We start from the raw sequence: 20137 nt of genomic DNA on the forward strand, positions 1-20137 counted from the left end.
ACCGCAAGATGCGCTTGGTGCTGCCTTGGCCGCCGATCTCACTCGCATCGCGGGGCAGAACATTTGGATCACAGCAAAATAGTAAATCATTTATGTATTTATTTAATTATATACTCTGCAAGGAAGTCAAACGGCAACGTAAAGAATTCTGCCGATGCGGCAGCTGCGACACGTGACACGTCAGGGCGGATGTAAGACCAGTGGCCTAGATATGAAAAACCCACCACATGGGGCGGGTTTCATCGGGCCTTGTCGCAACTTGGCCGTTTGGGCTTACTCGCGCCCTAAGCGTTCCAGAACACCGTCCAGGCGGCTGCCTTGCACCGATGGGCGGCCAAGCGGTGCGCCTGAGAAGCGCGCGCCATAGGCGTCAGCATCGTATAGCTCTACATCCAGCCCCATCGCCTCTGCCGTCAACCGGCCCATCGCATTCAAAACGCTGTAGCTTGCCGTATAGAGATCCGTCTGAGCCTGAATGCGGGCTATGCGCGCATCAAGCAGATCTTGTTCCGCATTCAGCACATCAAGCGTTGTGCGCGCGCCCAAGGACGCCTCTTCACGGGCGCCTTCAAAGGCCAACTGCGCCGCGTTAATCTGCTGTTCAGTGGCCGCAATTTGCGCAGAAGCGATAGAAAGGCGTGCATAAGCACTGCCCAAGTTTTGGATGACAGTCGCGGTCTGGCGGCTCAAATTGGATTGAGAGGCTGCAAGATTGGCCAGCGCAGTCCGCTCAAGAGAGGCCAGCCGCCCACCTTGGTAAATGGGTTGCGTGATGGTCAGCGACAGACGCTCGCTGTTTCCGATGGTATTGGGGGCCCCTTCCCGCGTGTCTGTCGAAGTCGCGCTCATGCTGACAGTTGGGCCATAAGCGGCACGGGCCGCGGTCAAATTATATTGATTGGCCGTCACCTCATGCTGTGCTGCGAGGATCAAGGGGGCTGAGCTGCGCGCAATCATTTCCGCTGCCTCAGCAGATGCAGGTAATACGGGCCGCGCACCTGGTGCGCCAAGTGCCTCTGGTGCTACGCCCACGGCCAATTGATAAAGTTCGCGGCTGATGCTGAGCGTCCCTTGCGCCGATGCCAAAGCGGATCGTGCCGCAGCCATCTGCGCCTCGGCCTGCGCAACATCGGTTCGGGTGGCCTCGCCTAAATCAAAGCGATCTCTTGCGGCGCGTAATTGTTCCTCAACCACGCGCAAATTAGATTGACGCACATTCACCACCTGAACATCGCGCCAGACATTCATATAGGCCGTGACAGCATCAAGCAGCACCTGCCCCTCAAGCCCCAAAAGCTGCGCTTGGGTGGCCTCGGCAGAGGCCCGCGCCGCCGCAATCTGAGCGCTGCGACTGCCACTTGCAAACAGCACCAAATCAGCGGTCAGGGCAATGGTTTCGGTCAAGCTGCCTGCCGCGTCCGTGCGCGCCCGCTGTGCAACCATATTGAGGGTGGGTCGCAACGCGGCAACGCGCTGCGCAATGCCTTCATCAGCAACTCGCGCAAGATAGCGGTTTTGCTCAAGCAGATCGGAATTTTCATAGGCCGCTTCCATCGTGGCCTGCAACCCTTGTGCGCTCACCTGCCCTGCCCCGAGAACGGACAGGGACATGGCCAAAGAGGCGCCAAACATCTGAAAGGATTTCTTGATCCGAACACTCACAAGCAACACTCCCTCACGGGGCCCATAGGCGCCTCAAATTTACTTCGTGCCGCCGCTGATGCGCGGGCTTAGAGCTGAAACGCCGCTTCGCGCTTGAACCCGTCTAAAACTGGCGCATTAGCATGGCACAACAGCCGCCAATTCATTTGGCCGTCAATTTTGCGCCCAATCCGCAATTCGCAGAGTTGACCAACCGCGAAGATTGCGCCCATGCGGCCACCTTCCTTCAATTGATCCGTCAGGCTTGTGGGCATGGTTTCAACAGCCCCGTTCACAACTATGACGTCATAGGGGCCATATTTGGTCGCGCCTTCAACATGGCTTGCGCAAATCATTGCGGCATTATCAACAGATTGTGCTGCGAAATTTGCTTCTGCCTCTTGGGCAAAGTCGGCATTTTCTTCGACCGCGACCACAGCCTCGGCCATATGGGCCAACACCGCACTGGAATAACCAAGGCCTGCGGCGACATCGAGAACCAGATCACTCGGCCCAATATCGAGCGCGTCCAACATTTTCGCAAAACTGCGGGCTTCAAGGATCACGCGACCTGCCCCAAGGATCAGGTTTTCACCAATATAGGCCACATCCTGCATATCGGCGGGCACATAGGCCTCGCGCGGAATGGCAAGCATAGCATCAATCACCTGGAATTTCGTGACATCTGAGGGGCGCACTTGGGTGTCTACCATCGTGACGCGGCGAGATTTAAAGTCGGCCATTCAACTGAACCAATGAGTCTAGTTTACGTTGTTCTTGCTATGGCACATGGCGGGCCCTCGTGCAACGCCTGCTGGGCGCTTTAGTGCAAGTTAGGTCTGCTTTGCCGCATCCTTGCCCAAAATTCCGCTGCAATGGGGTGATAGACGCGCGCATCGCAATAGATTAACACTTGCGCAAGGGCGGCCTGATTGATGCCCATCTGTCAGTTTATTTGTATTTCGGTTAACCAGTATGACGTCAAAAATCAGCATTGATCTTGGCACGGCCAACACCGTTTTTGTGGATAGCGAGTCGGGCGTGATCTTGGATGAGCCATCTGTCGTGGCGTTTCACATCAAAGACGGGCGCAAAAAGCTGTTCGCGGTGGGTGAAGATGCCAAATTAATGCTCGGCAAGACGCCGGAATCGATCCAAGCCTGCCGCCCCCTGTCCGATGGGGTCATCGCCGATTTTGATGCAGCTCAAGAAATGATTGGCGCGTTTTTCCGCAAGGCTTTGAACCGCTTCATGCTGCGAAAGCCGATTGTCTATGTCTGCGTGCCATATGGCGCCACCCCCGTTGAAAAGCGTGCGATCAAGCACTCGGTCGAAGCGGCAGGGGCGCGCAAAGTTGGGCTAGTTGAAGAACCGATGGCCGCCGCACTTGGTGCGGGCCTGCCTGTTCTTGACCCACGCGGCGCGATGGTTGTCGATATTGGCGGCGGCACAACCGAAGTTGCAGTTCTCTCCTTGGGCGGCATTGTCACAGCACGCTCAGTGCGCATCGGGGGCGACCATTTTGATGAGGCTATCTCAAACTTCATCAAGAAAAACTACAATTTGAACGTGGGCGTCTCATCCTGTGAAAAGCTCAAACATGAGATCGGCACCGCCATCTTCCCCGCAGATGGTAAAGGACGGAGCGCCACAGTGCGGGGGCGTGATGCCTTTAACGGGCTGCCCAAAGAGCAAGTTGTGACCGAACAAGATGTGGCCGAGGCACTGCACCCGCTTATCGAACAGATTTGGACGGCGGTGATGTCACTGCTCGATCAAACACCGCCCGATCTGGCATCGGACATCCATGAATATGGGTTGATGCTTACAGGCGGTGGCGCGGGCCTCAGGGGCATTGACAAAGCCTTGTCTGACCTCACGGGCGTTCCTGCAACCGTGGCCGAAAATCCCAAATATTGCGTGGCCTTTGGCACCCAAATTGCGATGAATTTGGGCAAGCGTATGGAGCACGCTATACAGCGCGATCCATAGGATCGCAGCAGGTTGACCCTTGGCCCTGCAAAGGCATATTATATCATATTGATAATTTTTCTGGATGAATGATGACGCCGTTCTCCCCCACAAGCCCGAATGAACACAACCTTGACAGCCCACGCGGCACCGCGTCTGCAACAGTCATCCATGCAGGTATGACGATTGAGGGGAAGTTGCGCAGCAATGGCGATGTCGTCATTGAAGGCAGCGTGACGGGCGACATCACGGGTCATAACGTCACCATTGCCCATGGGGCCAAAGTGCGCGGCACAATCACCGCTGACATGGTAAAAATCGATAGCCAGTTCGAGGGCACGATCACCTGCAGAAAGTTGCAAATCGACAGCAACGCGCAAGCGCGCGGCGAGTTCAACCAAAACATCCTCGCCGTGGCCTTTGGCGCGCGCTTTGAAGGCAATGTCACCGTTAAGCAGCAATCTAGCATGGCGATGAACGATTGAACCGCGCAGCAATTAATAGGCACAGCACCATGAGCGCAGAGTATGAAAACGCCAATGAACTGGTATTTGTGTCCAATGCCTCGCAGATGAAACTTGCGCGCAGCATGGATGTTGAAGCGCCATCGACCGAATATTTGCGTAACCTGCCCGAATGCGCCGCCGATTACTCAATTTGCCAAGGTATGATCGCAGATTGTCTGATGAGTGATGGTCAATCGCTTGATCTTTCGGGGCTTAACAATTTGGTGGAATTGCCCTCGAGCATCGCCAAATGCAGCAATTTGCGCAGCTTGAACATTTCAAACACCCGCGTCACCAGTCTACAGCCTTTGCGCGGCCTGTCTCATCTTGAGCGCGTCTCAGCTTGGGCCACGCCAATTAGTGATCTCAGCCCCGTGGCGGGTATGCGCAGCCTGACCCATCTGCAGCTTGGGGGAACATTTATATCGGACATCACAGCTTTGCGCGAATTGACGGGGCTGCGCTATCTTGATGTATCTCATAGCCGCGTTGCGGATATCAGCCCGTTGAGCCTGTGCAAAGATCTGCGGGAATTGATTCTGCGTGACACCGAAGTTTATGACATCACGCCGATTGCGCGGCTGCAACGGCTTGAGATCCTTGACCTCAGCCTTTGCCCCGTGGATCCATCCATGATCCAAACGGGGCCCCGTATCAAAATCGTGATCCGTGAGGCCGATGCGGTAGAAAAACCAAAGCGCAAAGGACTGTTTTCAAGCTAACCCAACCCGTTCTTCCGCGCGTTTTGCCCTCTTACCACTTGCGCAGGCGTAAACCTTGCAGTAGCACCGCCCCACAGACACCACAGATACCCCGAAGGCGAGTTGGCGGAGTGGTGACGCAGCGGATTGCAAATCCGTGTACACCGGTTCGATTCCGGTACTCGCCTCCAACAAAATCAATGACTTAGCTGATTTTTTCTTCGCAAAATAGCGATACACATCTGATACACACTATACACACCGGAGCGTGAGTGCGTTTGCGATGTTGAACAGAGTGTTTTGGGTGCTGCGTGAATCGGTGCTTTTTTGGCCGTTTCTTGTGATGGCACGCTGTGTTGGACAGAACGAAGACAGCCGATTTGGAGACCTAACAATGCAATCCATGCTTTGGACCGATTGCCGCTTCGGTTTGTGCCAAAAGAATAGAATTTCTTGAAGGTTGTCACAACAAACAAGCTTACCGCCAGGTGGCTTTGTATCTCTATTTTTGGCCAATCTTTACTGGTTGCATATCGATTTGGTGGCTTGCGAAACAAGAACGACCGTTAGTCCTGAAGCAAGTACCAACGGGATAGCCGCTACTGACCAGTTATTAGAGTTATACGCGACAACTGCGACAACAAAAGACCCGATGGCCCGCCGCCGATTATCGCAACTTGAGTTTTCAGCGATAAATTTTCCATATTTTGCGCTCTTAGTTTCAGGCTTCTGAAATGTGGTCTCTAACCGTCGTCGCCTATTTGTCTGATCTTTTTACATAAGTCTTTGGCTGCCAAAGTCGCGCTTCCAGTTGCCATCGCCATCTGCGGTAACACCATCCATTCTAGCATCCATGCAGCGCCGGATCGTTCCTGTTCATGGACGAGGCTATGATGCATGGCGGAAAGCTGTGTAGCGTTGAAACGTGCAAGGGTGATAAGCAATTCGGCGAGCACTGGATTTGATTTGTGTGGCATCGCAGATGATCCACCACCGCCAGACAAAGCGATCGCGTCCACGCCTTGTTGCGCCATCAGCGCGATGTCCTGTCCCATCTTGCCCAGTGCACCAGTGATGTGCGAGAGAAGAGATGCAAAACCGGCAATTTGGCTACGGTCACTGTGCCAAACTCCATTTTCAGTGAGCGTGAGCGCTTTGGCCAATTCTTCAGCAATGGCGTCCCCTTTGCCCTCAAAGGCATCGCGAGTGCCCACCGCGCCACCAAGTTGCAGGCGGGCAATCTGCAAACTTGTATCATTGAGATTGGCTAGCGCCGACTGAAGGGGAGAACGCCAAGCAGCAATTCGTTCAGCTGCTGTTACGGGCAATGCCGCCTGCATTCGTGTCCGAGCTACCAGTCGATTGCAGCCATAATCTTCTACAAGTCTGTCGAGCTGGTTAAGCAACTTGCGGATGCGGTCCGTCAAAAGGTTAGTTGTCGCAGCAAGCGTAATAGATAGGGCTGTGTCCAGCACATCCTGCGATGTGGCTCCTGCGTGGATCGCCTCTGCACAGTCTGGGGCAGCCGCACGCATTTGTTTTACGAAGTTGGGGATTGGTAGCCCGTCGATGGCGGTCGCTCGGGCCAATTGTGGGATATCGAGCGGTGCTTGCTCGATGCGAATGGCGGCTTTTTGGCCTAAACCGGCTGCTACCAACCCATGTGCTTCGAGCGCATGCGCCAAAGCTATTTCGAACTTACGGTAATGCATAATCTGAACTTCGGCCGACCAGAGCGCTTGAAGATCTGGGTCAGAAAAGAGGCCGCCAAGCCAGGGATGGTCAAAGATTGATGTCATGCCAAGAGAGCCATCTGCTCACTTAAAAGCCGCGCGACGGTGTCAGGTGCTTCGATCGCCGGGATGTGCCCAACACCATCGATTACATGGTAAATTGCTCCTGTAATCTTGTCGGCTAAGGCTGCGACAACCTCTGGCGTTGTTGCCTTATCTTCGGATCCTGCAAGGCAAACCGTCCTACAACTGATAGACGCAGCTTCGGACGCTAGATCGGCATCCCGAATTGCTGCGCAGACAGATGCATAGCCCTGCACAGGCGTGCGCGACAGCATCATCCTATAACCAGCAATCTGAACCGTTTCCTTTTGCCGGAAGTTACTCGAGAACCACCGCTCAAGCACACCATCAGCCATTGCATCAAGTCCTAGTTCGTTAACCGCACTGATCCTGTCGGCCCACATTTCTGATGTACCAATTTTGTATCCTGTGTTGCTAAGCAGGAGTCCTGCAGTCAAGTCAGGGCGGGCGGCGGACAGTGCCATCGCAATCATTCCACCCACTGAGACACCACAGACCAATGCTCTTGTCAGACCCAAGGAATCCATCAAAGTGGAAAGGTCCGCAGCATGGTCAAAAATTGTGACTGCACCCTTTTCACTCAGGCCGTGACCGGATTTGTCATATTGCAAGGTTGATGTGCCTTCCGGAAGGCGCGCAACAACATCATCCCAAATGCGGAAGTCGGTCCCAAGTGAATTTGCGAAAACGACGGGTATGCCGCCATTGCCGGATCTAAAACGAAAGTGTAATACGCGTCCGTTTACGTTGGTGAACTTAGCCATTGGCTTGCGCGACCTCTTTTTTTAGTCCAAGAATTGCCCGAGCTTGCTGCCAAGTAGCGACTGGACGTTCGTAGGTCTGGCAAAGATCAACAACGCGTTTCACCAATGCTGCATTTGAAGGGGCAAGCTTTTCGCGATCGAGGCGGACGTTGTCCTCCAAGCCTGTTCGCGCATGACCACCTGATGAGACTGCCCATTCGTTCAGTGTAAGCTGATGTGCACCGATACCAGCAGCACACCATGGAGCGTCATCCCCAAACAACCGCTTAACTGTCTTCACGTAATAATCAAAGACATCGCGGTCCACCGGCATAGCGTTCTTAACGCCCATCACGAATTGTACATAGGGCGTGTCTATGATCTGGCCCTCAGCGTGCATCATAGCCGCTTTATGGATGTGGCTAAGGTCAAAGGCTTCAACCTCAGGCTTGATGCGGTAAGTTCGCATTTCCGACGCCAGCCAATCGACTAGATCGGGAGGGTTCTCGTACACTCGAGTGGGAAAGTTGTTTGATCCTACCGACAGTGAGGCCATGTCAGGTGACAGTGGAAGCATGCCACCGCGTGTTTTGCCGGCGCCAGATCTTCCACCAGTAGACAGCTGGATGATCATACCGGGGCAGTGTTTCTCAACCCCTTCTTTTAGAGCCGCAAATTTCTCGGGGTCTGAAGAAGGGGTTTGGTCATCATTACGTACATGGGCATGCATAATCGCCGCACCTGCCTCGAAGGCTTCATGCGTACTTTCAATTTGCTCTGCCACTGTAATCGGCACAGCGGGGTTGTTCGCTTTAGTCGGTAGAGATCCGGTGATTGCAACACAGATAATGCAAGGTTTAGACATCGAAAAACACCGTTTCATGATCACCTTGTAGGTGGATTGAATGAACATAACCGTTGTCGGTTTTTTCGGCTACAAGTGTTGAAGCGCGCTCCCCGGCAATAGCAAAGACTGGATCAGCCGCGTTGTCGTTTTCAGGAAAGTAAACTCGCGTAATCAGCGCCATATTTATTCCGCGAGCAGCAATCCAGAGAAGTATATGTGGTGTTTGGCCGGTAGGTGCGCCTGGCATAAGCGTTTTGAAGATTGCCTCACCGGTTTCGGCGTGGGTCGGCTGGCGCCCCCAATGGTTAAAGCCTTCGGTCGGGCCGAATGAGCCTTCTGGACCGGGCTGCCAGGCTTCGATCATCGCATCAGTCATTGGTTCCCCAGCAGCGTCAATGACACGTAGACATAGGGTGATCCGCTCGCCGGCGGGGTTGCCGGTAATCATCGTGTTGCCGAGGTCTTTGCCGCCATACATGCCTTCAAGTCCAGCAAAAGTGGGCACGCAGCCTATATGCACGTAAGGTCCGGCGGTCTGGGACGGAGATTCTTTGAAGTTTGCCATCACAATCCCTCTATCTTGTTTTCAAAGAGTGTCTGATTGCGGCCACGAAGCACTATGTCGAAACGGTAAGCGCGAATGTCCATCGGGATCGTCTTCGACATATCCAGTCGTGCAACCAGTGTGTTGATGGCTTGGGTTGAAGGTATCGACTGAACAATTGGACAGAGCGCAATGTGAGGGTCGCCTTCGAAATACATTTGGGTGATCAAGCGCTGTGCAAATCCATCGCCGAAAACCGAAAAATGGATGTGCGCTGGACGCCAGTCATTACCACCATTGGGCCAGGGGTACGGGCCTGGCTGGATAGTTTGGAAGCTATAGCTCCCATCCTCCCCAGAGATGCAACGCCCACAGCCCCCAAAGTTTGGATCAAGCGGTGCGGTGTAGCCATCTTTTTTGTGCCTATAGCGACCGCCTGCATTAGCTTGCCACACTTCGATCAATTTTCCTGGTAACGGACGGTGATCTTCGTCTATCAGCTTGCCATGCACGATGATGCGCGGGCCGATGGCAGCTTCGCCAGGATTTGCGTAGTTCAGGATCAAATTGTCATCCAACGCTCCCAGCATGTTATGGCCAAATGTCGGTCCAGTCATCTCAGTTTCAGTCGGATCATAGTGGAGACGCGCATGGGCTGGCGAACGCAAGATTGAGCTGCGATAGTCGGGTGCTAGTGGTGCGGGGTGCCAGTCCAAATCACGAGCAGAAATTAATCCTGTCATATCATTTGCCCTTTAATGCGGATGATCTGTGTTGTAGTGGCAGCTGGTGAATCATGGACGCTCTTCCATTTCGCTGAAGGTCTGTTTTGCGAGTTTGATGGCATGGTTTGCCTTCGGCACTCCTGCATAGATTGCCACATGCAGAAATGCTTGCATTATATCTTCTTTGGAAGCGCCAGTGCGCGCCGTAGCGCGGATATGCATTGGTATTTCCTCGAAGTTGCCGGTTGCAGCCAGTAGAGCAAGCGTTAGCATCGAGCGCTCACGGTAGCTAATTGCCTTATCGGCCCAGACTGTGCCCCATGCACTCTCGGTGATTAACGTTTGAAATGGTTCATCAAAGGCTGTTTTTGCCGCTTCGGCACGGTCGACATGAGCGTCGCCCAGAACTGAGCGGCGTACCTGCATGCCTTTTTGGTGACGCTCGGACAACATTATTCTCCATAATTAGATCAACCTTACCCTATTATATATCATAATTTTGCTTTTTATATTGACTTTATCGGAAGATAATATAACAAATATGTTATGAATTGGGATCAGCATCTAAATCTTCGGCACGTTCGAACCTTCCTAGAAATTGCGCGTGCCGAAAGCGTCTCGCTGGCAGCGGACAGGTTAAGGATCACTCAGCCAGCGGTGTCACGCAGCCTGAAAGAGTTGGAGAAGATGCTTGGTGTGCGACTGTTCGATCGCATCGGCCGGCGGCTTAGACTAAATGAGGCTGGGCGTGTATTTCAGGGCCACGCAAGCGCGTCGATCACCGAGCTCATACGAGGAGCAGAACGCCTTACAGCTGATGGCGAATTAACGACACGTTTATCAATTGGGGTTTTACCGACGGCTGCGACGGATCTGCTTCCTCGAGCAGCTCTGGCATTCCGAAAGGAAATGCCGCATGTCCGCTTGCAAATTCAATCTGGGCCAAACTGGCTTCTTTTCAATCAGTTGCGAGACGGGCAAGTTGATCTGGTGGTTGGAAGAATGCCAGAGCGAGACACTCGAACGGGTGTCACCTTCCAGCAACTCTACATCGAGGATGTCGTCCTCGTCTGCCGTCCCGGCCATCCCATATTACTCGAGCCAGTGCCGGAGAAGAAGGTCGAGGGCTATACGTTAATTTTACCTCCGCAGGGTGCGGTTATTTCTCAAACGGTCGAGCGCTACCTCTCCAGTATTGGATTGCCGGAGATACGTGCAGCCTATGAGACTGTTGCACTTCCAGTGGGGCGTAAGCTTGTGCGTCTCTCGGATGCGCTGTGGTTCATCTCACATGGAGTGGTTGCCGACGAATTGAAAGAAGGAACGCTGGTTGCTGTTGCACTGTCTTCACCTTTGCTTTCCGGCCCTGTTGGCTTCAGCGTAGCAAGAGGAGCGCCAATCAATGTTGAGCGCAGTGTCTTTGCTGAATGCCTGCAATTTGCGGCATCTAAGCAATGGTCAACAAGTGCCCACAATTAGCTGTGCGCTAAAAAAGTGATCAATCTTCTCGGTTGGAACAAAGCGTACGACACATGGCGTCTCAGACATTAATATTTGGAGTGGTTCCCGAGAGCTCTAAGATAAATTGTGGAAGTAACCTATTTTAGCAGTCATTTGCTTGGCATTCCCTTTGGCCGCATGAGCCGTTTTTGCGCAACAATTCTAAAGGGTGCATTTGCCGCGCCATAGCCGTCGTATTGATCGATACGTTGAACAATTTCAAAGAATAAAGCACCCGCAAAAGGCTTGCCATAAAGCTGGTAGAATGCGCCATCTTGATCCTCGTCGTAAAGAATGTTGAGCGCTTTCATTCGCGTTAAATTTTCATCGTTAATTGAAAAACGAGCCTGTAGATCGTGATAGTAATTCTCGGTCATTTCTAGCGGTTCAAAGCCACGCTCTTGCATGCCTACTGCAGTTTTAAAGATGTCTTCTGTTCTGAAGGCCACATGTTGCACAGCACCTGTAAAGCGCTCTGCCAAAAATCTGCCCGCGACAGTTCTATGAGTCTCTGCACCATTAAGAGTTATTCTAATTGAGCCATTTTTTGCTTTAATTGCTTGGCTCCTGACAAGTCCGTCAGGATCGATAACATCCACCATGGGCGTGCGATCCATGTCAAAAATTGAAGTGTAGAACAATGACCAGCTGAGCATTTCATCATAGCTCATAGTTTCTGCCAAGTGATCAATTTGGGTCAGCCCGACCTGATTTTCGATGTTATTCTCAACTGGGACAAATTCTACATCCCACACATTTGATAATCCGCTATCTTTATCAATAAAATGCATGACGCTGCCCGCAACATTATGAATTGCAGGGATATCCAATTCTCCAGAAGCAACTTGTTGTGTGAATGGTGTAGCTGCCAAAGCATGCGCCCGTTCGATTGTATCGGATGCGCTTTTTACCGATAGACCAATGTCGCAAATACTTGTGCCATTAGCCACAAAAGACGAATGGCTAAAACCGGTTCTTTCGGTGTTTAGAAGAATGCGGATTTCACCTTGCTGCCATAGCTCAAGTTTTTTGGAAACGTGATTTCCTACATGCAAAAAGCCCATTGACTTTAGTTGTTGGCCTAGCGCCCTAGCTTCATTGTCGTCAGTCCCGAATTCAATGAATGCAACCCCTTGCACCTCTATGCGTGGTGGTAAATTAGGCATGGGAACATGAATATCAGGTTCACTTCTTCGAACGTCATCCATGAGCGCTACCAACGACCGATAACCGTCTCTCGCCAAACCCTTCGGCAGTCCACCACGAAATTGGTCATTAAATATCTCTAGGCTTATTGGTCCGTTATATCCTGTTGCCATAACCGCTCGCGTGAACTCAGTTACCGCAAGGTCGCCTTCACCTGGCATATTTCTGAAATGCCGGGACCAGTACAAAAGGTCCATTTCAATTAATGGCGCGTCCGCTAATTGAACAAAAAATATTTTATCGCTTGGAATGCTGCGGATAGTACTTGGATCAATCTTTCTTGCTAAAGAATGAAAGCTATCAAGTATCAAACCGATATTAGGATGGCTTGCGCGCCTCACAATCTCCCACGCGTCACGATGATCATAAACATGCCTGCCCCATGCCAATGCTTCATAGCCAACGCGAATGTCGTAAGTTGCAGCAAGCTCTCCAAGCTCATAAAAATCCGCTGCAGCACGATCAATTCCGCCGAGCCCATCAGGCCGAGTGGATGAGCAGAACAAAATCAAATCCGTACCCAATTCCTGCATAGTGTCGAATTTGTACTTTGCTCGGTCGAACGCCTTGCGACGGGCTTCTCCTGTGAGTCCTTCAAAGTCTCTAAATGGTTGAAAGAGCGTTATTTCGAGACCGTGGTCACGGATCATGTCACCAATTTCGCGCGGCGTTCCACTATCCGCTACAAAATCTTGCTCAAAAATTTCAATGCCATCAAAACCTGCAGCGGCGATTGCATCGAGCTTTTCCCGCAAATTTCCAGAAATGGAGACAGTCGCAATAGAGGTCTTCATGCTGCATTTCCTTCAGATTTAAGGTCAATCCGCAGACGATTTTCATCCAGGGGTAAGTTTGCAAAATGTGACCAGGCGTGCACACCTTGATAGAAGAACAATTCATATCCAGAAATGACTTCTAATCCTCTACTTTCTGCGTCCATAAGGAACTCAGTATTAACTGGTGTGTAAACTGCATCGAAAGCCCAGACCGCTCCGGTCAACGCCGACGCAGGTAAAGGCGTACCTTCATAACCCACCATGCCAATTGGAGTACCGTTTAAAAGCCCTGATGCGCCGTCAGCCGCACTAGCGGCGTTATCCATCACGCGCACCGATACAGTTGGTGCTACTTTGCGCAAATCGTCAGCTAACACGTCAGCTTTTGTTTTGTCGTTATCGACGAGTCTTATCTCATTAGTGCCAAGAGCAATTAACGCGAAAGCAAGTGCTCTCCCCACGCCCCCGGTGCCAATTAAACACGCCACACCGGGCAGCTTATCGCCACGTTGATTACGGTAAGCCGCGATGAACCCAGAATAATCAGTATTATATCCAAAAGGCCCATTTTCCTTGAATAAGACTGTGTTCACTGCTCCCATGGCCCGGACTAGTGGGTCACTTATTAACACTTTGGACGCGGCACGCTCTTTGTAAGGATAAGTTACGTTGATGGCACGATATCCACGTAACGGACAAGCATCAAAGAGTGCATCAAAATCTTTTTTCTGCTCGCTAGGAACGAGACGGTCATACTGAACGCTCATTCCGTTTTGTCGACCTGCGAGGCGATGAAGTAGCGGCGCTTTTGATTGGGCTATATTGTCGCCAATAAGGCCAAGATAAATATCAACCTTTTTGTTCATGAACACTTTCTCCCAAAAGGCCCAGCTTTACGCGATGCCAGTAGTGATGCGTTCATTGTCGGCGCAACAAAAATTAACGTCAAATATTTAATTTATTTCACTATTAACATAATGTTATTTCTGTGCGCGATACCAAGGGCCATCTTTGACCGCACGCTCTAGTTGACGTCGGAAGTGATTAATCGAGTCTTCTGCAAATCGAGACAGCACGCGCCCTTTTTTGCGCGTCACATATGATTTTATAGGGACATCTTCGACGAGCGGACGGCGCACCAATCCAGGCATATAGACTTCCGCTACTGAAAATTCATCGATAACCGCCACCCCAAGACCGTGTCTCACTAGACTAACAACGGTCTGTGCAAAGCGTCCGCGCATCGCATGATTGATCTCAATACCAGCCTGCACAAACGGCTTCGCCAATAGCGCTCCATATGGATCATTTGGATCAACACCTATGACTGGTTCACGAGCAAGATCCGATGCTGAAACTTTTTCTTTCTGGGATAGCTCGTGCCCCTCAGGCAAAATAGCAACCAACCGTCCCTCTGCGATCTCTTCATTTTCTATAGCCGCGTTTTTAACAGGGGAGCTCATGATCACAAATTCACCTCTTTCTAACAGAAGGTAATCCACCGTCTCTTCAATTTTGAGAACATTCATGTCGACAAATAAGTCACCATAAACGCCTCTCACTTTCTGCAAAACTCGCGCAGCGATAAATTGTGCAATTGAGGGAGCGGTGGCAAATGACAGCCTAACATCTTCGCCGCACTTGAGGGAGCTTACTGCCGCATTCAAACTTTCAACTTGTCTATAAACTTCCCGCACTTGGTCAAATACGCGGCTGGCTTCAACTGATGGTATGAATACCCCAGCTTTACGCTCGAACAATCGTATTCCCAACGTTTCTTCCGTGTGTTTGACTAGGCGACTAATACCTGGAGCAGAGACATTCAGAAGCCCCGCTGCTCCAGAGATTGTGCCCGTCAGCATGACAGCACGTATTACTTCGATTTGCCGCAAGGTCATGTCGTTCATCGGGTGATACTCCTAGCATTTAAAATCCAGACGGCTTTATATGGCAACTCACTAGCTGCTGACAAAAATGGGCTCTACAAATTACGCCACTCCAGATTTTCACGCGTAACGATTTCAATTGGAATCAAGCTGGGTTCGTGGTGTTACTTATCGCGATGATGAGCTTTCGGCTCTTGCGAGAGTTGTCCTAGGTTTCAGATCAGTGGCCTTTTTATTAGAATTATTGCCGTGAAATTTGCAGACAAAACATTGTGTTCAACACTGCAAAACTTAGGAAGTTATATCTACGGATTGTCGTAATTTGATACACACCGATATAAATTATTTATAATATAATTATAAATCAATTACTTAGTATTGGGTTAATTATTTGCAAATCCGTGTACACCGGTTCGATTCCGGTACTCGCCTCCACTTCCCCCCTCGTTCCGGCATCCCCATACAAAAATCGCCCTAAACAGGTAGATTGTTCGCGCGATTCATGAATCCATGCAAAAAAGAACGAAAATATTCCGTGAAATCAAAAATTGCGGAACAAATTTCCTAGATCAGCGCTGCTGCGTGACAGGAATTCTGCCGATCCTCCTTGCCTAGAATTTTGGCCGCCTTCACGGCTCTTTTCTGATGTGCTGTCCCCTTGTCAGTCACGCATTCTCACGTCACATGCGGCGCCATAATCGTCCCTCTCACCCGAAAAACGAGGCCATGAAATGAAACTTCTTTCTTATGCAGCCGCAGCTCTTGTGCTGATGGCAAATGTTGCTGCGGCGCAGTTTGGCCCCTTGGTCAGCCCCGCTGAATTGAACGCCAGCTTGGGCACGAATGCGCCCGTCATCTTGGACATTCGCGCGCCCGCTGCAGCCGAAGGTCAAGAAAATGTAAACACCTACAGCGCAGGTCATATCGCGGGCGCAATCAACGCCCCCTATGGCCGGTTCCGTGGGCCTGCTGAAAATCCTGGCCAATTGCCCAGCGCCGAAGAGCTGACCGCATTGCTGCGTGAATTGGGTTTGCGCCAGAACCAGACTGTTGTGATTGCCCATCAAGGCGCGAATGAAACCGATTTCGGTGCCGCGGCGCGCGTTTATTGGACGTTGAAATCCGCAGGCTTCGGAAATCTGTCGATCCTCAATGGCGGCGTTGCCGCATGGACGGAGGCAAGGCTTGCCCTGTCGACCGAGGCAACCACCCCAACACAAAGCACAATCACTGTCACCCTCTCCGATCAGTGGACAGCCACGGCAGAGCAAATCCAGACTGTGATTGCAGGCGACAGCAATGGTTTGTTGCTTGATGCGCGCCCTGAAAGCTTCTGGAACGGTGACCAAAGCCACCCTGCCGCTGCCCGTCCAGGCACGCTGCCGCAGTCGCAATATTTTGTGCATAGCAGCTGGTTCGACAATGGCCCTGCGATTGTGGATGCCGATGCCGCGCGTGCTTTGGCCGAGGCCGAGGGGTTCACGGATGCAGAAACCTTGGTGTCTTTCTGCAACACGGGCCACTGGGCTGCAACCAACTGGTTCGCCCTCTCGGAATTGGCAGGGATTGAGAATGTGAAACTCTACCCCGAATCCATGGTCGGATGGTCGAATGCAGGTTATGAGATGGCCAATGTCCCTGGCCCAATCCGCAACCTGTGGAACCAGATCAAATCGGTTTTCTAAGGAGAGACGCAATGGCGCCGCTGGCCCAAAGCGACCAAAGCAGCCACTTAGACCGCCCCCAACGCCCCGCGCGTTGGGGGCGCCTTGCCTTGCTGATTGGCGCGATTTCTTTTGTTTTGATCCTTGCCGCCGCTGCGGGTGCGCGGTTCGGTCTGCTTTTGCTGATCGGTCTTGGCCTTGGCGCAACGCTTGAAGGGTTGCGGTTCGGCTTTGCGGGGCCGTGGCGCGCGATGATCCTGCGCCGTGATCCATCGGGCCTCTTTGCGCAGCTCTTGGCCATCGCTCTTGTGGCCGCTGTGGCCTTCCCGCTATTGGCCAGCCATTCGGGCGAGTTGATCGGGGCCCATGCGCCCATCGGGTTTGCCATGGTGGGCGGTGCTTTTGTCTTTGGCATCGCAATGCAAGTGGTTCTGGGCTGTGGCTCTGGCACCTTGGTTAATGCAGGCAGCGGCAATCCCGTGGCATTGGTCGCGTTACCTTTCTTCGCCATTGGAAGCTTTCTTGGCGCTGTACATCTCAACTGGTGGACGTCACTTGGCACTTTGCCTCTTGTCGCGCTTGAGGGCGGCGCGGGCCTTGGCCTGACCCTTATGGGGCTTGGCAGTGTCGCGCTCATCGTGTGGATTTTCGCCGAACAAGGCCAACGCCGCCTGCCCCGCCGTCTTGTGATGGCTTCAATATTGGTCGCTCTCTTGGCACTGGGCAACCTTGTGGTCGCAGGGCAACCTTGGGGCGTGGTTTACGGTCTTGGCCTTTGGGTGGCTAAGGGCGTCAGTGCGACAGGCGTTGATCTGACGCTCAACCCGTTTTGGGGAAGCCCCGCCCATGCTGAACGGATCGCGCAAAGCCTTTTGACCGATGTCACCTCGCTCACCAATCTTGGCTTGATTGGGGGCGCATTCATCGTGGCCGCGTGGCGCGCGGGCCTCTCGCAACCAATCCCGCGACTGCCCTTGATTGCGTGGGGTGCTACGATCCTTGCGGGGCTTGCGCTTGGCTACTCCTCACGCCTTGCCTTTGGCTGCAATGTGGGTGCCTTTTTCAGCGGCATTTCTACAGGCAGCCTGCATGGATGGGTTTGGTTTGCAGCAGCCTTTGTTGGATCCATCATCGGTGTGCGTCTGCGCCCGCTTCTACAACTGGAGCCCCGCACATGACAGTATCTCGCAAACATGGGGTCATCGCGCTGTTCGTGATGATCGGCGCTCTTTTGGCTTTTGACCTTAGCCACAGCGCACCGCTTGATCCATTCCGCGCCCCTGCCATTCTTGCACTGGGTTCAGGTCAAGCCGCCAGCGGCGCGCATTGCGCTGCAGCGCCCGGGTCTTAAAAAGTGACGCGCGAAGGGTCATCTTCGCGCGTCACTGCATCACAACACCTTCGCAATACGATCAAGCGCAGCGAGGATATTCTCGGTGGAATTGGCGTATGAAAAGCGTACATAGCCCTCGCCCATCGCGCCAAAACTCGTGCCCGCCACTGTGGCCACGCCCGCCTCGTTCAGGAACAGGTTCTGTGCCTCCACGGCAGTCATGCCTGTGCCCGAGATATTCGGGAATGCATAAAACGCACCCGCCGCATCGGTGCAGGTCACGCCTTCGAGGGTGTTCAACCCCTCAACAATCACTTGTCTGCGCGCATCGAATTGGGCGACCATCTCGCGCACGGCATCTTGAGGGCCATTGAGCGCCGCAATCCCTGCAAATTGGGTAGCGGCATTCACACAGGAATGGTCATTGATGCACAGGCGGGTCACATGCGGCACGCAGGCCTCAGGCCAAACGGCATAACCCAAACGCCACCCTGTCATCGCATAGGTCTTTGACCACCCATCTAGCATGATCAATCGATCCCGAATTTCGGGATATTGCAGAAGCGAAACATGCTCGCGCCCGCCATAAAGCATGTTGGAATAGATCTCATCCGACATCAGCGCCACATGGGGATGATCCAAAAGACCTGCAACTAACTTGTCGATCTCTTCCTTCGGGGTCACACCGCCCGTTGGGTTTGCGGGCGAGTTGATGATGATCAACCGCGTCTTGGGCGTGATCTGTGCCAAGACCTCCTCTGCCGAAAAGGAAAATCCGTTTTCCTCGCGCAGCGCAATCGGCACAGGGGTTGCCCCTGAATAGCGGATTACAGATTCGTAAATCGGGAACCCAGGGTTGGGATACATGATCTCGGCGCCAGGCTCGCCGAACATCATCACCGCAAAGAACATCGTGGGTTTACCCCCAGGAACGGCGACCACACAATCAGGGTTCACCTCTACCCCATGGCGGCGATGCAAATCGGCGGCCACCGCCTCCCGCAGTGCGGGCAGGCCATTGGCGGGCGTATAGCCATGATGACCATCCCGCAGCGCCTTGATGCCTGCCTCAACGATATGCTCAGGCGTCCGAAAATCGGGCTGACCGATGCCCAGATTGATGATGTCGCGACCCTCGGCGGCCAAGGCTTGCGCGCGGGCCAAAACGACAAAGGCAGATTCCGTGCCCAAGCGAGACAGGCTTTGGGCGAATTTCAAGTCAGACATGCGCGCTCCCTCTATAATGCGCGGCCAAAATGGCCACTCTTTTTTGGTATACCAAACTTGTGATACCCAAGGCATAGAGCTATGTGAAGAGGGCAGCAACCTCAAGCATGACGCGCGGAGGATTGCATCTCACAACTTAGGCAAAGGGGCCGAGATATGCAAAAGATCGGGATTATCGGATTGGGGTCTATGGGCTATGGCATGGCGCGCAATCTGATCAAGGCGGGTCATCAGGTTTGGGGCCATGATATCAACCCCGATGCGGTCGCGCGACTTGTGGCAGATGGTGCACAAGCAGGTGCGCTCTTAGATCATGCAGAGGGTTTGGACGCGTTGGTGGTGGTCGTGCTCAACGCGGCGCAAACCGAAGCCGTCCTTTTCGGCCCTGAGGGCGTGGCGGCAGCGCTTCAACAAAACACGGTGATCCTTTCTTGCGCCACGATCCCCCCTGCTTTCGCTGCCGAAATGGAAACGCGCGCAGAAAGCGCAGGCCTGCTATATCTGGACGCGCCAATTTCTGGCGGGGCGATTAAGGCTGCCTCGGGTGAGTTGACGATCATGGCATCGGGGCGCAAAGCGGCCTTTGACGCTGCAAAGCCCGCACTCGATGCCATCTCTGCAAAAGTCTTTGAAATGGGCGACCGCGCGGGGGCAGGCTCCGCGATGAAGGCCACAAACCAAATGTTGGCAGGTATTCACATCGCCTCAATGGCCGAGGCGATCACCTTTGCTCTGGCGCAGGGCATCTCTCCTGAGCGGTTTTTAGAGGTGGTGTCGCAAAGCGCGGGAACCAGTTGGATGTTAGAAAACCGCGCGCCCCACATCATCGAAGGTGATTACACCCCACGCAGCACCATCAATATCTGGCCCAAAGATTTGGGGATTGTGATGGATATTGCGCAAAACTCGGGCTTTTCTGCCCCGATCACTGAGGCCGCGCTTGCGTTATTCAAGGAGGCCGCAGCGCAGGGTCTTGGGGCAGAGGATGATGCAGCCCTTGCCAAACTCTATGCCAAGGCCGCAGGTCTGACCTTACCCAAGGGACAATAA

At 52.9% G+C, this 20137-nt stretch carries 20 protein-coding genes and 1 tRNA gene; 9 read left to right on the top strand and 12 right to left on the bottom strand.

Features of this window, described 5'->3' with window-relative positions:
• Positions 1–273 precede the first annotated feature (273 nt).
• Both AAC621_RS03170 and AAC621_RS03175 read right to left on the bottom strand, forming a co-directional pair.
• A complete protein-coding gene (locus tag AAC621_RS03170) occupies positions 274–1662 on the bottom strand; it encodes a TolC family outer membrane protein (protein WP_340252155.1) in 1389 nt (462 codons plus the stop codon).
• Positions 1663–1730: 68 nt separating this feature from the next.
• Positions 1731–2384: a protein-L-isoaspartate O-methyltransferase family protein gene (locus AAC621_RS03175; RefSeq protein ID WP_340252156.1), complete on the bottom strand. Its 654-nt coding sequence runs from the start codon at positions 2382–2384 to the stop codon at positions 1731–1733.
• Between the two features lie 232 nt (positions 2385–2616).
• Here AAC621_RS03175 and AAC621_RS03180 point away from each other — a divergent pair, with 232 nt between their 5' ends.
• The 4 genes from AAC621_RS03180 (at position 2617) to AAC621_RS03195 (ending at position 5010) form a co-directional block, all read left to right on the top strand.
• Positions 2617–3633, top strand: coding sequence for a rod shape-determining protein (locus tag AAC621_RS03180; protein WP_340252158.1), 1017 nt, complete (start codon positions 2617–2619; stop codon positions 3631–3633).
• Between the two features lie 71 nt (positions 3634–3704).
• The gene (locus tag AAC621_RS03185) at positions 3705–4097 is read left to right on the top strand and encodes a bactofilin family protein (protein WP_340252160.1); all 393 of its coding nucleotides are present in this window, start codon (positions 3705–3707) and stop codon (positions 4095–4097) included.
• 29 nt (positions 4098–4126) lie between these two features.
• Positions 4127–4840 carry a leucine-rich repeat domain-containing protein gene (locus AAC621_RS03190; RefSeq protein WP_340252162.1) on the top strand — a complete coding sequence of 238 codons (714 nt, stop codon included), beginning with the start codon at positions 4127–4129 and terminating at the stop codon, positions 4838–4840.
• 96 nt (positions 4841–4936) lie between these two features.
• Positions 4937–5010: transfer RNA gene (locus AAC621_RS03195), tRNA-Cys, on the top strand.
• 552 nt (positions 5011–5562) lie between these two features.
• Here AAC621_RS03195 and AAC621_RS03200 read toward each other — a convergent pair.
• The 6 genes from AAC621_RS03200 to pcaC are packed head-to-tail and all read right to left on the bottom strand — an operon-like array spanning position 5563 to position 9945.
• The gene (locus AAC621_RS03200; RefSeq protein ID WP_340252163.1) at positions 5563–6618 is read right to left on the bottom strand and encodes a 3-carboxy-cis,cis-muconate cycloisomerase; all 1056 of its coding nucleotides are present in this window, start codon (positions 6616–6618) and stop codon (positions 5563–5565) included.
• Complete coding sequence (gene pcaD, locus AAC621_RS03205; protein WP_340252165.1) at positions 6615–7400, bottom strand: 3-oxoadipate enol-lactonase; 786 nt, start codon at positions 7398–7400, stop codon at positions 6615–6617. The genes AAC621_RS03200 and pcaD overlap by 4 nt, the downstream gene beginning before the upstream one ends.
• Entirely contained in the window at positions 7393–8244 is an 852-nt protein-coding gene (locus AAC621_RS03210) for a BKACE family enzyme (protein ID WP_340256290.1), read from the bottom strand. Before AAC621_RS03210 ends, pcaD begins: the two co-directional genes overlap by 8 nt.
• Entirely contained in the window at positions 8237–8791 is a 555-nt protein-coding gene (gene pcaG, locus AAC621_RS03215) for a protocatechuate 3,4-dioxygenase subunit alpha (protein ID WP_340252167.1), read from the bottom strand. Before pcaG ends, AAC621_RS03210 begins: the two co-directional genes overlap by 8 nt.
• A complete protein-coding gene (gene pcaH, locus AAC621_RS03220; RefSeq protein WP_340252169.1) occupies positions 8791–9513 on the bottom strand; it encodes a protocatechuate 3,4-dioxygenase subunit beta in 723 nt (240 codons plus the stop codon). The genes pcaG and pcaH overlap by 1 nt, the downstream gene beginning before the upstream one ends.
• A 51-nt stretch (positions 9514–9564) precedes the next feature.
• A complete protein-coding gene (gene pcaC / locus AAC621_RS03225; RefSeq protein WP_445322479.1) occupies positions 9565–9945 on the bottom strand; it encodes a 4-carboxymuconolactone decarboxylase in 381 nt (126 codons plus the stop codon).
• A gap of 96 nt (positions 9946–10041) precedes the next feature.
• Between pcaC and AAC621_RS03230 the strand changes: the two genes are divergently transcribed.
• Positions 10042–10974, top strand: a complete 933-nt coding sequence (locus AAC621_RS03230; RefSeq protein WP_340252175.1) for a LysR substrate-binding domain-containing protein — start codon at positions 10042–10044, stop codon at positions 10972–10974.
• A gap of 131 nt (positions 10975–11105) precedes the next feature.
• On the opposite strand, the gene AAC621_RS03235 is transcribed toward AAC621_RS03230, so the two are convergent.
• From AAC621_RS03235 to AAC621_RS03245, 3 genes are all read right to left on the bottom strand, one after another.
• Positions 11106–12995 carry a bifunctional sugar phosphate isomerase/epimerase/4-hydroxyphenylpyruvate dioxygenase family protein gene (locus AAC621_RS03235; protein ID WP_340252178.1) on the bottom strand — a complete coding sequence of 630 codons (1890 nt, stop codon included), beginning with the start codon at positions 12993–12995 and terminating at the stop codon, positions 11106–11108.
• A complete protein-coding gene (locus tag AAC621_RS03240) occupies positions 12992–13843 on the bottom strand; it encodes a shikimate dehydrogenase family protein (RefSeq protein WP_340252181.1) in 852 nt (283 codons plus the stop codon). Before AAC621_RS03240 ends, AAC621_RS03235 begins: the two co-directional genes overlap by 4 nt.
• A 114-nt stretch (positions 13844–13957) precedes the next feature.
• Entirely contained in the window at positions 13958–14884 is a 927-nt protein-coding gene (locus AAC621_RS03245) for a LysR family transcriptional regulator (protein WP_340252184.1), read from the bottom strand.
• A 710-nt stretch (positions 14885–15594) separates the two neighbouring features.
• Between AAC621_RS03245 and AAC621_RS03250 the strand changes: the two genes are divergently transcribed.
• The 3 genes from AAC621_RS03250 to AAC621_RS03260 are packed head-to-tail and all read left to right on the top strand — an operon-like array spanning position 15595 to position 17878.
• Positions 15595–16548, top strand: coding sequence for a sulfurtransferase (locus AAC621_RS03250; protein WP_340252187.1), 954 nt, complete (start codon positions 15595–15597; stop codon positions 16546–16548).
• An 11-nt stretch (positions 16549–16559) separates the two neighbouring features.
• On the top strand, positions 16560–17705 hold the full coding sequence (locus AAC621_RS03255) for a YeeE/YedE thiosulfate transporter family protein (protein ID WP_340252190.1): 1146 nt from the start codon (positions 16560–16562) through the stop codon (positions 17703–17705).
• Entirely contained in the window at positions 17702–17878 is a 177-nt protein-coding gene (locus AAC621_RS03260) for a hypothetical protein (RefSeq protein WP_340243201.1), read from the top strand. The genes AAC621_RS03255 and AAC621_RS03260 overlap by 4 nt, the downstream gene beginning before the upstream one ends.
• Before the next feature lie 39 nt (positions 17879–17917).
• Here the strand turns inward: AAC621_RS03260 and AAC621_RS03265 are convergent, their stop codons facing one another.
• Entirely contained in the window at positions 17918–19087 is a 1170-nt protein-coding gene (locus AAC621_RS03265) for a pyridoxal phosphate-dependent aminotransferase (protein ID WP_340252192.1), read from the bottom strand.
• A 156-nt stretch (positions 19088–19243) separates the two neighbouring features.
• On the opposite strand from AAC621_RS03265, the gene ltnD reads away from it, so the two are divergent.
• On the top strand, positions 19244–20137 hold the full coding sequence (gene ltnD / locus AAC621_RS03270; protein WP_340252193.1) for an L-threonate dehydrogenase: 894 nt from the start codon (positions 19244–19246) through the stop codon (positions 20135–20137).

Origin of the sequence: Roseobacter sp. HKCC-CH-9208 (genome assembly GCF_037805125.1) — a bacterium.
Classification (GTDB): domain Bacteria; phylum Pseudomonadota; class Alphaproteobacteria; order Rhodobacterales; family Rhodobacteraceae; genus M30B80.